Origin of the sequence: Amycolatopsis thailandensis (assembly GCF_042723255.1) — a bacterium.
Lineage (GTDB): Bacteria > Actinomycetota > Actinomycetes > Mycobacteriales > Pseudonocardiaceae > Amycolatopsis > Amycolatopsis thailandensis.
Genome location: NZ_JBHXJK010000004.1, coordinates 1 through 15,447, shown reverse-complemented (window position 1 = coordinate 15,447; position 15,447 = coordinate 1). Strand labels below are relative to the sequence as shown.

Below are 15,447 nucleotides of genomic sequence, written 5' to 3'. Positions count from 1 at the left end.
TCAGTGAGAGGTCGAGCGTGGGTGAGGCGTGGGTCCAGGTGGTCGTGAGTGGTAAGGACGGTTAGAACCGGCCTTACCACTCACGAGCCCGACCGGTGCTCAGCGCTCCAGCTTCGGGATGGTGGTCCGGGCGGATTCGGCGGGCGCCTCGGCCTTTTCGGCGCGCAGTTCCTCGATCCGCTCGACCAGAGTGGCCACAGTGGACGCTTCGAACAGCGTCTTCATCGCCAGCCGCGTGCCGGTGGCCTTGCGCACCTGGGCGATGAGCTGGATGGCGACCAGCGAGTTGCCGCCGAGGGCGAAGAAGTCGTCGTGCACGCCGATCTTCTCCACGCCGAGCAGCTCGGTCCACTGGCGGACGATCTCGGCCTCCAGGTCGGTGCGCGGGGCGACGTAGTCGTCCTCCGAGACCTGCACCACCGCTTCGTCGGGCTCGTCCAGCTCCTCGACGCCGACCCGATGCTCGATCAGCTCCCGCACCGGGAGGGTGCTGATCACCACCTGCCCGCCGAGACCGGGGGCCAGCGCCCGGACGAATGCCTCCGCGCCGTCCACCGGCCGGATCCCGGTCGAGGTCGACACAGTGTCCACAGTAGACACCGCCGGTGCCGAAAGGCTGCCGCCCACGGCGTCCTGATCGACCTGGCGCAGCACGAAGTCCTCGATCGTGACGAGCACGCGGCCGGTCTCGTCGCACAGCGAGAGGTCGGCCGCCACCACCTGGTCGCCGCCGGTGTCGCGGTAGCGCAGGTGGCTGCGGAAACTCGCCGGGAGCGCGTCGTGCACGACGATCCGTCCGTAGCTCATCGGCAGGTAGGTGCCGCTCCCCCGGCCGCGGCCGAACGCGGTCGCGACGTCCAGCAGTGCCGGGTGCAGTCCCCACGCGCCGGCGTCACCCGCCGCCGCCTCGGGAGCCGTGATCGTGGCCAGCTCCTCCTGTGCGCCGATGCGGTGTTCGCGCAGCGCCGCCCAGCGCGGGCCGAAGGTGACCATGCTGGTGCGGCCGGTGCCGAAGCCGTGCCCGTCGTCGATCGGCTCGGTCCGACCGGTCACCGCCTCGATGTCCACAGTGGACACCGCTCCGGCCGCGATCCACCCGGCGGATCCGCGCACGTGGGTCCGGCTCGCACCGCCGACGTGGCTGGTCACGGTGAAGTCGTCGCCGTCGAACTCCACGCGGTACTCCGCGGTGGCGCCGTCCGGGACGCCGAACGGCTCCAGGAACGCTACATCCCGCAGCTCGACGACGTGCCCGTCACCGGGCTTCGGCAGCGCAGCGGCCACCGCCGCGCGGACGGTCTCCAGGTGTCCCGTACCCGGCACCACCGGCACCCCGGCGATCCGGTGCTCGTCGAGCAGCCAGTGCGTGGCCGCCGAGACGAGCCCGTGCGCGCCGTCCTCGGTGCGCGTGGTGAGCACCGGATGCCCGACCGGGCCGAGCGCCCGCGACCGGGCGGTGCGGATCGTGGTCGGCGCGGCCACCTCCGCGGCCATGCCGACCTCGTCCCAGCCGCCCCAGGCATGCGAGACGAGCCGAGCCCGCCAGCCGTGGCCGCCCCGCGCGTAGGCGTCGAGGAAGTTGTTGGCGGCGCAGTAGTCGACCTGCCCGATGCCGCCGGCCACCGCGGTGATCGACGAGCACAGCGCGACGAAGTCCATCGGCAGGTCCGCGAACACCTCGGCCAGAGCCAGCGTCCCGGCGATCTTCGGAGCCAGCACGGCTTCGGCCGCGGCCCGCTCCTTCACCTCGGCGACGCCGCCACCGGGCAACCCGGCGGCGTGCACGATCCCGTCGAGGCCGCCGAACTCGCGCTCGGCCAGCTCACGCACCTCGCGCAGGCGCGCCGCGTCGGTGACGTCCGCGGCGACGACGTGCACCACCGCGCCCGCGGCTTCCATCCGTCGCACGGCGAGCATCGTGCGCCCGGCGCGATCGGTGCCGCCGTGCGCGGCGAGGTGCGCGTCCCACTCCGCCCGCGGCGGCAGCCCGGCGCGGGCGAGCAGCACGAGCTTCGCCCGCACCCGGCGGGCGAGGTCCTCGGCGAGCGTGATGCCGATGCCGCCGGTCCCGCCCGTGATCAGGTACCGGCCACCGTCCCGCAGCACCGGCTCCGCGCTCGCGGGCAGTTCGAGCTGGGTGTAATCCAGCACCCAGCGACGGCCGGCCCGCAGCGCGACCTCGGCCGCCGCGTCGGCCGGGCGGAACAGCTCGGCGATGATGTCCTGCGGATGGTCAGTGTCGATTACGTCGATCCGGCGCACCACCGTGCCCGGCACCTCCAGCGGCACCACCCGGGCGATGCCGGCGAGGGTCGCGTGCTCGGGGCGGGTCAGGTCGGTGCCGGTGACGTCGGCGGTACCGCTGCTCACCACGTCGATCCGCACCGGCTCGCCCCAGGCCTGGACGAGGTTGAGCAGGCTGAAGAACCCGCGGTCCTGGGCAGCCATGCCGCGCTCGTCCCCGGTCAGCGTCCAGGCGTGGACGATCCGTTCGGGCCGGACAGGCAGCGCGGCCACGAGCGCGTCATAGTCCTCGCGCACCCCGGGCCGGACGGTGAATCCGGTCTTTGTCGCGGCGAATCCGTCGCCGGGCCGCACCTCGGTGACCGTCACCCCCGCGTCGCGCAGCAGTCCGGGCAGGACGTCGTCGGCGGCGAAGACGAGCGCGTTCGCGAACGGCTCGCGTCTCAGGTCCGGTTCCGCCTGCCGCCACGCGGGAACCGCGAACCACTCGGACAGGGGCAGCGGACCGCTCGGCCGCGCGGGCTGGGTGGCGGTGACCGGGTCCGGGTCGACCCAGTACCGCTTGCGCGCGTACGGGTAGCCGGGCAGCGGTACCCGGTGGCCGGGCGCCCCGAACGTCCGCGCCTGGAGGGAAACCCCGTTCGTCCACAAGAGACCGGCCGCGCCGTACAGCGTTTCGACGTCGCCGATGCGCTCGGTCCGGCCCGGCAGGCTCGGCTGCGGCGCGGGCATGCCCTTCGGGACCTGGCCGCGGGCCAGCCCGGACAGCTGGTGACCCGGACCGCATTCGACGAGCGCCCAGCGGCCGCCGCGGTCGAACAGAGTCTTGACGCAGTCGCCGAACCGGACGGCCTGACGCAGGTGGGACGCCCAATAGGCGGGATCGGTGGCGTGGGCGTCGGTGATCCAGTCGCCGGTGACGTTCGACAGGAACGGCAGCGCGGGCGCGGTGCGGGACACGGCGGCGACGGCCTCGGTGAATTCGGCGAGGACCGGGTCCATCATCGGCGAGTGGAACGCGTGCGAGGTCACCAGCTCGCGGCACTGCACGCCGCCCGCCTTGAGCGTCGCCGCGAAGTCCGCGACAGCGTCCGACGGTCCGGCCACGACGCACGTGCCGGGACCGTTCACCCCGGCGACCGCGAGGGCGTCCGGCAGCCTCGCGGCGACGCTCTCCTCGTCGAGCTGGACGGCCAGCATCGCCCCGGCGGGCATCGACTGCATCAGGCGGCCGCGGGTGGCGACCAGGTTCAGCGCGTCCGGCAGGGTGAAGACCCCGGCGACGGTGGCGGCGACGTACTCGCCGACCGAGTGGCCGATCATCGCCGCGGGCCGCACTCCCCAGCTCTGCCACAGCTTCGCCAGCGCGTACTCCACGACGAACAGCGCGGGCTGGGTCACACGGGTTTCCCGCAGCGCCTGCTCGCCACCGGATGAGAAGATCAGGTCGCGCAGCTCCGGCAGCTCGGGTTCGAGCAGCCGCAGGCACTCGTCGACGGCCGCGGCGAACACCGGCTCGGCGTCGTAAAGCTCGGCGCCCATGCCCGCGTATTGGGAACCCTGCCCGGGGAAGAGGAACGCCACGTTCGTCTCCTCGGCCTGTGCCGACACGAGGCGCCGGGGGTCCCGCAGCCCGTCGACCGCGTCCTCCGGGTCACGGGCGACGACGACCGCGCGGTGCGGGTACTCGGTGCGCCCGGCGGCCAGGGTGTGGGCCACGTCGGCGAGATCGAGGTCGACGTCCCCGGCCAGCCGCTCGGCCAGCCGGTCGACAGCGGCCGCGAGCGCGTCCGCGGTGTTGGCCGACACCCGCAGCAGGTGCGCCGGGTGCGGCGTTCGGGACCGCTCGGGGACCGGCGCCTCCTCCAGCACGACGTGCGCGTTGGTGCCGCCGACGCCGAACGAGCTGACGCCCGCCCGCCGCGGCACCGGGCCCGCCTCCCACTTGGTCACCTCGCGCGCCGGATAGAACGGGCTCGCCGGGAAGTCGATCCCCGGGTTGGGTTCGTGGTAGTTGAGGGTCGGCGGGATCAGGCCGTGTTCCATGACGAGCACGGCCTTGATCAGCGAGACCACGCCCGCCGCCTGCGACAGGTGGCCGATGTTGGACTTCACCGAGCCGATCGCGCACCAGCCGGTGTCCACGGCCCCGTTTCCGTACACAGTGGACAGTGCGGTGATCTCCATCGGGTCGCCCAGCGCGGTGCCGGTGCCGTGCGCCTCGACATAGCCGATGGTGCGCGGGTCGACCCCGGCCATGCCGACGGCCTGCGCGACCGCCTCCGTCTGCCCGGACACGCTGGGCGCGGAGAAGCCGACCTTGGTGGCGCCGTCGTTGTTGATCGCGTTGCCCAGCACGATGCCCCGGATGTGGTCGCCGTCCTCGATCGCCTGAGACAGCCGCTTCACCAGCACGACCCCGGCGCCGCTGCTCCAGACCGTGCCGTTGGCGCCGGCGTCGAACGCGCGCACGTGGCCGTCCGGCGAGGTGAAGCCGTCCACGCCCATGTAGCCGATACCGTGCGGCATCTCCAGGTTGACCCCGCCCGCCAGTGCCATGTCGCACTCGCCGTTGCGCAGGGCCTCACAGGCCAGATGCACCGCGACCAAGGACGTCGAGCAGGCCGTGAACACCGCGAGGCTCGGGCCGCGCAGGTCGAGCTTGTACGACACCGAGGTCGTCAGGTAGCTCGGCTGGTTGCCGGTCGAGATACCGATTCCGCCGTGCTGCGAGGCGAGGATCCGCTCGTTGCGCAGCAGGTTTTCCTTCAGGTAGCCGGTACCCCCCGACCCGCCGTAGACGCCGATCGCGCCGTCGAAACGGGCCGGGTCGTAGCCGGCGTCGGTCAGCGCGGCATGGCAGGCCTGCAGGAACAGCCGGTGCTGCGGGTCGGTGATCTCGGCTTCGCGGCTGGTCATGCCGAACAGCTCGGCGTCGAACTCGTCGAAGCCGTCGACCACGGCGGTGGCGTTCACCCAGCTCGGATCGTCCACAGTGGCCGGTTCGGCGCCGCGGGCGATCATCTCCTCGCGGGTGGCGGGCAGGATCGACTCGACGCCGTCGACGAGGTTGCGCCAGAACTGCCGCGCGTCACGCGCGCCGGGCACGCGCACGTCCAGCCCGACGATCGCGATCGGTTCGGCTCCGGGATCGCCGGTGCCGGTTTCGGGGAGGTGGTTCACGGTGGTGCTCCTATCAGTGTCCGTTGGTGAACCCGCGTCCGCGATCGCGGTGGGTTCACGTGTCATGTCCCTTTCGTGAGGCGCGTCGCAGCTCCGCCGAACTGGCTATCAGGGGCCGGCCGGACCGGCGGTGCGACGGGGTCTTCTGGTCTGGGTGCGGCCGCGGCGGGCGGCGACGCGTTCGGCGGCGCGGGCCAGCTCCGGGACGGCGGTGCCGCCGGAGTGCAGGTGCGCGGCGAGGGCGCGGACGGTGGGATGGCTGAGCAGGTCGACCATCGGGATCCGGCGGGCGAGCCGGGCGGTGATCTGGGCGTGCACCCGGGCCAGGGCGAGCGAATGCCCGCCCACGTCGAAGAAGTTGTCGTCGTGCCCGACTTCGGCGACGCCCAGGACGTCGCACCAGGCACGAGCGATCACGGCCTCGGTCGCGGCGAACACCACCGGGTCCGCGACCACCGACGACGGCCGCGCCGGGGCGCTGGTCGTCGCGGCGGGCGCGGCGGTGCGGACACCCGCCCGCGGCAACTCCGGCGCACTCGTCCCGACCGGCGCGTCCGGCGCCGCGGCCAGCGCGCCGAGCAGGGCGACGTAGTCCTCGGCGAGCCCTTCCATCCGGGCGTGGTCGAACAGGTCCGGGTTGTACAGCAGTTCGACGCCGTCGTCGTGGACGTACACCGTGAGGTCGAACGGCGATCCCGGCCTGTCCACCGGCAGCCACGCCGAGGCCACGCCGGGCAGGTCCAGCCGTGGCTCGGAGAAGTTCAGGACGTTGAACATCACCTGCACGAGCGGGGCGCGCGCGGGATCGCGGGGCACACCGAGCGCCTCGACGAGCCGCTCGACCGGTGCGGCCGGGTGCGCGGTCGCGGCGAGGAGTTCCGCCCCGCCGTCGCGGACGTGCGTGGCGAAGTCTGCGGCGTCGTCGGCCCGCAGCCGCACCGGCACGATGTCCACGAAGAACCCCGCGACCTCCTGGCATTCGGCGAGCTGCCGGTCCGCGACGACCGTGGCGACCAGATGGTCCGCCGCGCCGGTGAGCCGCCGCAGCAGCTGGCCGAACGCGGCGAGCAGCACCCCGGCGCGCGTCGTGCCGGTGCGAGCGGCCAGCGCCAGGACCGATTCGGCGGCACCGTCCGGAAAGGACTGACGCAGGCTCGCGCCCCGGTAGGTCTGCACGGCCGGGCGCGGCCGGTCACGCGGTAGGTCCACAATGGCCGGTGCACCGGCGAGATGGCCCGTCCACCAGGCGACGTCGACGGCTTCCCGGCGTTCGTCGCGTCCGGCTCGCCACACCGCGTAGTCCGCGTAGGACGCCACCGGCGGCGGCAGCGGCTCGCCCCGGTACGCGGCCGACAGGTCGGCGCAAAGCAGGTCCTGCGACCAGCCGTCGAACACCGCGTGATGCAGCGTGAGGCCGAGCACGTGCTCCGTCTCGCCGAGTCGGTAGAGCCGCACGCGCCAGGGAGCCTCACGGTCGAGGTGCACCGGCGTCGCGGCGTCGGCGGCCAGCCGGGCCCGCAGCGCGTCCTCGGTCACCGGCGCCACCGGCAGTGGAACGTCCTCCGGCGGCAGCCGATCCGCCAGCGGCGCGCCATCGACGGCCCGGATCCGCCAGCGGAGCACGTCGTGCCGCTCAGTGACCGCGCGCAGGGCGTGGCGCAGCGCGCCGACGTCCAGCGCGCCGGTCAGCCGGAACGCCATCGCGATGTTGTACGGAGCGGCGCCCGGGGCGAGCTGGTCGAGGAACCACAGCCTCCGCTGCTGCGGGGACAGCGCGGGCGCGTGCCCGGTGGTCAGCCCCGGCCCGGTCAGCGGCGGCGCGTCCGCGACCCGCCTGGTGAGCCCGTCGAGCGTCCCACCGGCGAAGACGTCCTCAGTGGCGACGTCCGCGGCCAGCTCCGCCCGCAGCGCCGCGACCAGGCGCATCGCGGCGATCGAGTTCCCGCCCGCGGCCAGGAAATCCGTCCCCGCGCCGTCGCCGAGCACCCGCCGCCAGATGGCGGCGACCGCGCGTTCGGCCGGGGTGCCGAGCGGGCCGAGGTCCGCCCGCTCATCCGCCAGCGCCGCTTCGGCCAGACCACGCAGCGCGGGCCGGTCGATCTTGCCGGTCACCGGATTGACCGGCAGGCTGCCGAGCACGCGGACCGCGGCCGGGCGCATCGCCGCGGTGAGCAGGTCCCGGCCGAGTTCGTCCACATCGGACGGTGCGGACGCCGGTGTCACGAAGGCCACCAGCCGGGTGCCCGCGGGCCCGGGGACGGCCTCGACGGCGGCGGCGTCGACGTCCGGGTGACTCGTGAGCGCGGCCTCCACCTCACCCAGCTCGATCCGCTGGCCGCGGACCTTCACCTGCCGGTCGGCGCGGCCGGCGAACTCAAGACGGCCGTCGGGCAGCTCGCGGGCCAGGTCGCCGGTGCGGTAGAGCCGTTCCCCCGGCGTGATCGGGTCGTCGACGAACTTCGTGGCGGTCAGCTCCGGGCTGCCGAGGTAGCCGTGCGCGAGGCCCGGGCCGCCGACGAGCAGCTCGCCGACCTCGCCGGGCGCGACAGGCCGCAGTTCGGCGTCCACGACGTACGCCCGGTGGTTCGGCGTCGGGCGGCCGAGCGGCAGCGGGTCGGCGGGGAGGCCGGTGACCTCGTCGGTGACGACCACCACGGTGGTCTCGGTCGGGCCGTAGACGTGGAAGAACCGCCGTCCCGGCAGCCAGCGCGCGGCGAGGTCCGCGGGCACCGGCTCGCCACCGCAGGCGACGACGCGCCAGCCGGGAACGGCCGCGGGATCGACCATGGACAGCAATGTCGGCGTGACGAAGCCCCACTCGACGTCGTGCTCGACGAGGAACCGCCGCAGCCGTTCGGGGTCCGCCCGGTCGGCGGCACCGGCAAGCTGCACCGATCCGCCGTGCGCCAGCGGGACGAACACGTCCATGGTGAACGCGTCGAAGGCGAGCGAGGAGATGCCGAGCGTCCGGGTGCCGGGCCGGATGTCGAGGGCGGCGGCGAACCCGGTGACGAACGCGACCACGTTGCGGTGACTGGTCAGCACGCCCTTGGGGCGGCCCGTGGAGCCGGAGGTGTAGAGAAGGTGGACGAGGTCGTCCGGCCCGGCCGGACACTCGTCAGAGTCGACAGACCTGGCCGCGGGCGGGGGCACGTCGAGCGCCTCGATGCCTTCCGTGGCACCGAATTCGGCCAGCGCGCAGTCACCGACGACGAGGGACAGCCCGGCGTCCGCGGCGATTTCGGCCAGTCGCGCCTTCGGGCCGCCGGGTTCGAGCGGTACGTAGGCGGCCCCGGACAGCAGCACGCCCACGACGGTCGAGATCAGTTCCGGTCGCCGGTCGGCGCAGACGCCGACGCGGGTGCCGGGCCCGGCACCCCGGGCCCGCAGCAGCCGGGCGACGCCGGTCGCCGACGCGACCAGTTCGCGGTAGGTGAGCCGGGCGTCACCCTGCCGGACGGCGACGGCGTCCGGGGTGCGCGCGGCCTGGGCGAGGATCAGCCCGGTGACCGTGGTGTCCGGATAGGACAGTGGCGGGCCGTGGCCGCCCATGACGGGCAAGGTGTCGGTCACCGGGGGCTCCCGTGGTCGGAGGTGTGCAGTGGGTCGATCCAGTGCCGCTCCCGCTGGAACGGATAACCCGGCAACGGGACGCGGCCTGGTTCGCCACCCGAGTCCCACTCGATCTCGCCGCCTTCGACCCAGTGGACGGCCAGTTCCCGCTGCGCGCCGGGAGGACCTTCGACGTCGGTTCCGTTCGCCAGCAGCGCGTCGAGCGCGGCGATCGCCGACGTGACCGAGTCCGCCACCACGGCGGCCCGGCACGTGAACGCCCGCCGGACCGAAAGCGTGTACGCCGTGTCCCCGAGATCCGGCGCGTCCGTGGCGAGCCGATCGCGCAGCCGGGACACCGTCTCGCGCAGTGCTTTCGCGTCTCGCGCGGACAGCGGCAGGACGAACGGACCGCTCTCCGCCTGCCGTGGTGGGACGGCGGGAGCCTCCTCCACGATCACGTGCACGTTCGTGCCGCCCATGCCGAACGAGCTGACCCCGGCCACCCGCCGCTCCCCGGCGGGCCAGTCGGTGGCCTTCGCCGGGACGTACCAGGGGCCGCCCGCCAGGTCGACCTCCGGGTGCGGGGCCGTGAAGTGCAGGCTCGGCGGGATGACGCCGTGCCGCACGGACAACACGGCCTTGATCAACCCGGCGACGCCCGCCGCCGCGTCGAGGTGCCCGATGTTCGTCTTCACCGAGCCCAGCGCACACGTTTCCGGCGGCGCGTCCCGGTAGACGCGGTTGAGCGCGGCCACCTCGATCGCGTCACCCAGCGGGGTGCCGCTGCCGTGGGCTTCGAGCAGCGCGACCTCTTCCGGCGCGATCTCCGCGACGGCCAGCGCCTCGGCCACCGCGGCCGCCTGCCCGGCCGGTCCCGGCACGGCGTAACCCGCGCGGTCCGGGCCGTCGTTCGTGATCGCCCAGCCGGGCAGCACGGCGTAGACGTGGTCGCGATCGGCGAGCGCGTCCGCCAGCCGCCGCAGCACGAGCACCCCGGCGCCCGAGCTGAACCCGGCACCCGCGGCGGCGACGTCGAACGCGCGGCACCGGCCGTCCGGCGAGGCGAGCCCGCCGCCGCGATACCGCGGCCATGTCACGCTCGCCCCGCCTGCCAGCGCGACGTCGCACCGGTAGTCCGCGAGGCTTTGCGCGGCCAGCGCCACCGCCGCGAGCGAGCTGGAGCACGCGCTCTGCACGGCCACCGCCGGGCCGGTCAGCCCGAGCCGGTAGGCGACCTGGCCGGGCAGGTGGTCGGCGAGCTGGCGCCCGGTCAGCCGTCCCTCCCAGTCGTCCGGGTCGACGTCGCCGGTCACCGCCGGATTGCCGAACAGGTGGAACAGGAAGTACCGGTTCACCGAGGTCGCCGTGAACACCCCGACCGGCCCGGTCTCGGCGGCGGGGTCGCGCCCCGCGTCCTCGAGTGCCTGCCACGCCGTTTCGAGGAACAGCCGGTGCTGAGGGTCGGTCCGCGCGGCCTCGTCGGCGGTGAACCCGAAGAACCCGGCGTCGAACTCCTCGACACCTTCGATCCGGCCACCCGCCCGCACGTACGCCGGGTCGGCGCGCAGGCCCGGCCCGATGCCCAGCGCGGCCAGCTCGTCGTCGGCGTAGTCGTGGATCGAGTCGACGCCCGCGCAGAGGTTCCACCAGAACGAGGCGGCGTCCGGCGCGCCGGGAAACCGGCAGGCCAGCCCGACGACGGCGATGAGATCCCCGGCCTGCTCGTCCCCGGCGACCGGCGGCGGAGTGTCCGAAGTGGACTCCGTGAGCCAGGCCGCCTGCCCGGCGATCGTCGTGCGCTCGAACAGGGCGAGCAACGGGACGTCCACCTCGAACTCGTCGGCCAGCCGTACCTGCACCTGGCCGAGCCGCAGCGAGTCGCCGCCGGCGTCGAAGAACGCCTCCGTGCGCCCGACCCGGTCACGGCCCAGCACCGCGCACCAGATCCCGCGCACGCGTTCCTCGGCCGGGGTCAGCCGCTCGGCCGGGGCGGTCGCGACCGCCCGCGGGTCCGGCAGCGCCAGTTCGTCGAGCTTTCCGGTCACGGTGAGCGGAAAACCGTCCAGCACCGCGACGGCCGCGGGTACCGAGTAGCCGGGCAGGACGTCCGCCAGCGCGGCCCGCAACACCCTGCCTTCCGGACGCGGGCCCGCCGCGGTCACGTAGGCGAGCAGGTCGCCGTCGCGCACGATCGCGCGGGCTTCGGCCACGCCGGGCTGTTCGGCGAGCCGGGCCTCGATCTCGGTCAGCTCCACGCGGAAGCCGCGGACCTTGACCTGCCGGTCGATCCGGCCGAGGCAAACGAGGTTCCCGTCCGGCAGCAGCGTGGCGAGGTCACCGGTCCGGTAGCGACGGCCGCCGTCGGCTGTCACCCCGAACGCCGGGCTCGGCTGGTCGAGGTACCCGTCGACAAGGTGCTGCCCGCGCACTTCGAGTTCGCCGCTGTCCAGCACGGCGAGCGTGAATCCGGGCAGCGCGCGCCCGATCGGCAGTGGGCCGTCGGTGTCCGGGTCCAGCTCGGCGGCGGTCGTCCGGTACTGCGCGGCGAAGGTCACCTCCGTGGCGCCGTAGCCGTTGACGAACACGCACTCCGGCGCGAACCGGCCGCGGCGGACGTCGGCGTGGGTCGCCTGCTCGCCGCCGAGCAGCACGGTCCGCACGGCCGGGAGGCCGGTCTCGCCGAGGACGTCGAGCAGGTGCCGGTAGACGGTGGGCGTCGAGTGGTAGACGGTCACCTCGTGCCGGGCGAGTTCGCGCGCGGCGTGGGCGAGGCCGTGCGCGCGCAGGTCGACCGGCACGAGCGCGGCGCCGCTGAGCAGTGCCGGGTACAGGTCCGGGATCGCCGCGTCGAAGCCGAACGACGCGAGCAGGCTGAGCCGGTCGGCCGCGGTGACGCCGAGCGCGGCGATCTGGTTGTCGACGACGTGCAAGAGGTTGCGGTGGGTCTGCGCGACGGCCTTCGGCCTGCCGGTCGAACCCGAGGTGAACAGCACGTACGCCGGGCTGTCCGGATCGGATTCGGGCACCGGGAGCGGCGCGGTCTCCGTGCCCGAGCGCACGAGCCGCGCGGATCCGGTGCGGCACAGGAACTCCGCCAGCTCGGAGTGCTCCGGATCCGCGAGCACGGCGGTCACCCGCGCGGCCGCGAGCTGGTACTCGAGACGGTCACGGGGGAACGTCGGATCCAGCGGGACGTAGGTGCAGCCCGCGGCGAGGGTGCCGAGGATCGCCGCGATCGCGGCGCTGCCGTGCCCGGTGACGAGCCCGACCCGCTCCCCCGGCCGGACACCGGCGTCGCGCAACCGCAGCGCGCGGCCTCCCGCGAGACCGGAGAGCGAGGCGTAGGTGAGCCCGGTGCCGTCCTCGAAGACCGCGATCCGATCGGGCGATCGCCGGGCGTGCATGTCGAATCGGCTGACGCAGCCGGCTGTTGTCATCGGGCGTCGAGCAGTCGCTCCGAGGTTTTTCGGGCGCACGACAACAACGGCGTGAACTTCATCTTGCTCCCCAGTGACCATTCAGGTGAAGAATTACGCAAGGTTAAGACGGCCGGCCGCGCCGAGGAATACGAGACCCGGTGATTTGGTCCTGATGGCTCATCGATCTTGGACCATACGTTGCAGCAGCCCGTGTCTTCCAGCCCAATCAGCGACAAAGGCGGCAATTCGCAACCCATTTTTCGACCACCAACGACACTCGATCGACTACCTTCCGTAATGCGTCGGAGATTAACCGACACCATGCCGGGAAATTCGTTCACGAAAGCCCCCGCGGAGGAATTCACGGGCGTCTTCCGCGGGGCCGTTCCGTCCCTGGGCGGCGTGGCGAAGGCCAGGGCCGCGCTGACGTTCATGCGCGGCAGCGGCGAGCGCACGCCGGTCACACCCGCCGCCCGGCTGGCGCCGACGACGTGACGCCTCTCCGCCAGGGCTTTTGCGTTCTCCCGCAAAAGCGTCGCGCTCCGGGTCAGGGGTCGGGAAGGCTCCCTTCCGACCGGAAAAAAAGGCAGGACATGATCATGAAGAACGGCATCGCGCTCGCGGCCATCACCGCCACGCTCGCCCTTTCCCTCAGCAGCCCGGCAAGCGCGTCCGATACGGCGGCAGGCTCGGCCCCCGGCGCCACCGCGGCGTGCAACGTTCAGCACGAGCCGTGGTACACGGAGAACAATTGGCGCAAGGTCGACGTCTACAACGAATGCTCCACCGGAAAGTACGTCTGCGTCGACATCCCCACCTGGCCGGACTGGGGTCCCAGCTTGGTTCCCGGGCGGACGAGCAAGACACTGGTCTACGGCTGGGCCTTCAGTGTCCCCACGGGACGTAGCCTCTACTACGCCAAGAACTCCAGCGACTGCTGAGAACCGCGGGCGTGAACTCGGCCGGGTCGTCGCGCGGAGCGTGGCGACCCGGCCGCCCTCCCGAGAACTACGGTCTCCATTTTCGCACGAGCACCAAGGGCCAGGAAAAATCGAAGGTGACCCAGCTCAGCGCGACACCCGAGTCCGCGCTGAAGATCTTGAGCCGCTCGAACATCGGGAACCGCACGAGCGAGAATCCGAATCTCATGAAAGCGTCGATGTGCTCGACCAGGTCCACTTCACTCAGCGCGTGGGTTCCATCACGCTCAGGGCCGCGTTCGCGGCTATCGACGTCCTTCTCCAGGCCGTCCGGCGTTCCTTCGAACTCATAGGCCACGAACACCCCGGGCGCGGAGTCGATCGACAAGAACGCCTGCACCTCTTCGACCAGGATCGTCAGAGACGGATCTTCCCGGCGTGCGGAGGTGATCCGAACAGTCTGCGGAAGATCCGAGGGCCTGCCCATGAGGTTCGCCTCGAACAGCACATCCGCGGGCGCCAGCGCGTTCACCGCCCGGACGAGCGCACCAGCCCAGCACCACGACATTTCGGCCGGTGTCACCTCTTCGTCGCCCACCTTCCCCAGCCTATCGAACCGGGTGGGCCCCCGGGCCGCGTCCGCCGCGCAGCCACCGGCTGACGCGACGGACGGCGTGCCCGCTGAGATCACTCATTCGCACGACGGCGCGACGCCGTCGAGCGACGGCCTAGTCGGGACGGCCGACCTGGGTGTTCGACAGATCGAGGCCGATCGCGAAGTCCGCCGTGTAACTGGGTCCGGTCTGCTGCGGGCGCAGCAGCATTTGGGCCCCGCCGCTGCGGTAGATCGAGTCCCGGCTGTTGGTCGTGTCGGCCGGGCCTTTCCGCCGGTACGGTTCGGTGCGCAGATAGGCCGCGCCGAACTCGGGCGTGAAGTAGAGCTGCGAGGTGAACTCGTACGGGCGGCCGTTGGTTCCGACCGTGCGGATTTTGATGTGGATATGCAGTGTGCGCCCCGTATACCAGCCCGGCAGAATGGTGGTGAACCGGGCCACCCCCGCCTGGTCGGTGTTCTGATAGCCGCGCAGGAAACGGCGGCCGGAACTTCCCTGGGACGGAATATCCGAGTACAGCCCGTACGCGTCGCACTGCCAGATATCGACCATCGCCCCGGGCAGTGGCGTGCACACCTGCTGGCGAATCTGCTGGACGGTGAAATTGATCGCCAGTGCGGTACCGGGAACCAGCGTTCCGGTGGCAGGCTCACTGCGGATATCGGAGCGATTGAGCCGCTCGTCGACGAAATACGGACCTTCCATTTGCTCTGGCTTGACCACGCAGTCCAGCGCGCAGACTTCGGGCGTGCCGGCGGTGGGGGTGGTGGTGGCACTGGCCGTGGCGGATCCGGCGACAGTGAGTGTCGCACCGGCGGCGCCGAGCAGTATCAACGCCTGCCGCCTGCCGAGTACCCGGCCTACCGGCTCATCATCGTCATGCATAGGGTTCCTTTTCGCCAAATGATGGGAGCGGGGAACTGAGCGCGACAAGGTTTTGCCTGCATGGAGTCGCGCGGATCCGAGTGTCCGGCATGGCCCGTCCACTGTCGAGGCAATTCACTCTCGCGCATCATACTTCGGCGCGAAAACCGTCTTTGATGGACCAAATTCTCGACCCTGCTACGGCATTTCGCCTACGACGATCGAAGCCCGTTTCGAGAAAGTGCCACGAAAACCCGGGTTCTCCCTATTGTCGCGCGAACCGCGGTCAGCGGCCATGGCGTCGACAATGCTTATTCGACACGGCCGCATGCAAAATCGCCTCTCCGCTGGTCAGGGTGGTTGTGAAAGCCACTTTCACAACGGTGAAGGTTGCGAAAGTGGCTTTCGCGACACAGCGCTCTGAGCCCGCTGAATGTCCCTCCCAGCCGCCGGACCGGCGCGATCCCGACACCACCCACGCGCAGAGCGGACCAGGTGGTCGTGAGTGGCGTTTCGGGTTCTAGCGGACCAGTATTTACCTACCCAGACCTGACCTGCGCGAGAGTCCGCCGGGCTCGCCCAATTTTGTATAGGGGCGTTTTTTGTTCCCCTTAGTAAAAAGTAGCCCCGTGGCGCCAAATAGGGGCA

The 15,447-nt window shown here is 72.1% G+C and carries 7 protein-coding genes; 2 read left to right on the top strand and 5 right to left on the bottom strand.

The features are described 5' to 3' along the window. Nucleotides 1–99: 99 nt before the first annotated feature. The 3 genes from ACFWMR_RS02485 to ACFWMR_RS02475 form a co-directional block, all read right to left on the bottom strand. The gene (locus ACFWMR_RS02485) at nt 100–5,427 is read right to left on the bottom strand and encodes a type I polyketide synthase (protein WP_378376396.1); all 5,328 of its coding nucleotides are present in this window, start codon (nt 5,425–5,427) and stop codon (nt 100–102) included. Between the two features lie 108 nt (nt 5,428–5,535). Further along, complete coding sequence (locus ACFWMR_RS02480) at nt 5,536–9,000, bottom strand: amino acid adenylation domain-containing protein (protein WP_378376394.1); 3,465 nt, start codon at nt 8,998–9,000, stop codon at nt 5,536–5,538. Continuing rightward, nucleotides 8,997–12,386 (bottom strand): AMP-binding protein, encoded by a 3,390-nt coding sequence (locus tag ACFWMR_RS02475; protein ID WP_378376392.1) that lies wholly within the window; start codon nt 12,384–12,386, stop codon nt 8,997–8,999. The genes ACFWMR_RS02480 and ACFWMR_RS02475 overlap by 4 nt, the downstream gene beginning before the upstream one ends. A gap of 336 nt (nt 12,387–12,722) precedes the next feature. Here ACFWMR_RS02475 and ACFWMR_RS02470 point away from each other — a divergent pair, with 336 nt between their 5' ends. Both ACFWMR_RS02470 and ACFWMR_RS02465 read left to right on the top strand, forming a co-directional pair. Next, nucleotides 12,723–12,896 carry a hypothetical protein gene (locus tag ACFWMR_RS02470; protein WP_378376390.1) on the top strand — a complete coding sequence of 58 codons (174 nt, stop codon included), beginning with the start codon at nt 12,723–12,725 and terminating at the stop codon, nt 12,894–12,896. Between the two features lie 104 nt (nt 12,897–13,000). Continuing rightward, complete coding sequence (locus tag ACFWMR_RS02465) at nt 13,001–13,342, top strand: hypothetical protein (protein WP_378376388.1); 342 nt, start codon at nt 13,001–13,003, stop codon at nt 13,340–13,342. Between the two features lie 67 nt (nt 13,343–13,409). On the opposite strand, the gene ACFWMR_RS02460 is transcribed toward ACFWMR_RS02465, so the two are convergent. Continuing rightward, nucleotides 13,410–13,853 (bottom strand): hypothetical protein, encoded by a 444-nt coding sequence (locus ACFWMR_RS02460; protein ID WP_378376386.1) that lies wholly within the window; start codon nt 13,851–13,853, stop codon nt 13,410–13,412. A 196-nt stretch (nt 13,854–14,049) separates the two neighbouring features. After that, the gene (locus tag ACFWMR_RS02455; protein ID WP_378376384.1) at nt 14,050–14,820 is read right to left on the bottom strand and encodes a dioxygenase family protein; all 771 of its coding nucleotides are present in this window, start codon (nt 14,818–14,820) and stop codon (nt 14,050–14,052) included. Nucleotides 14,821–15,447: the final 627 nt, after the last annotated feature.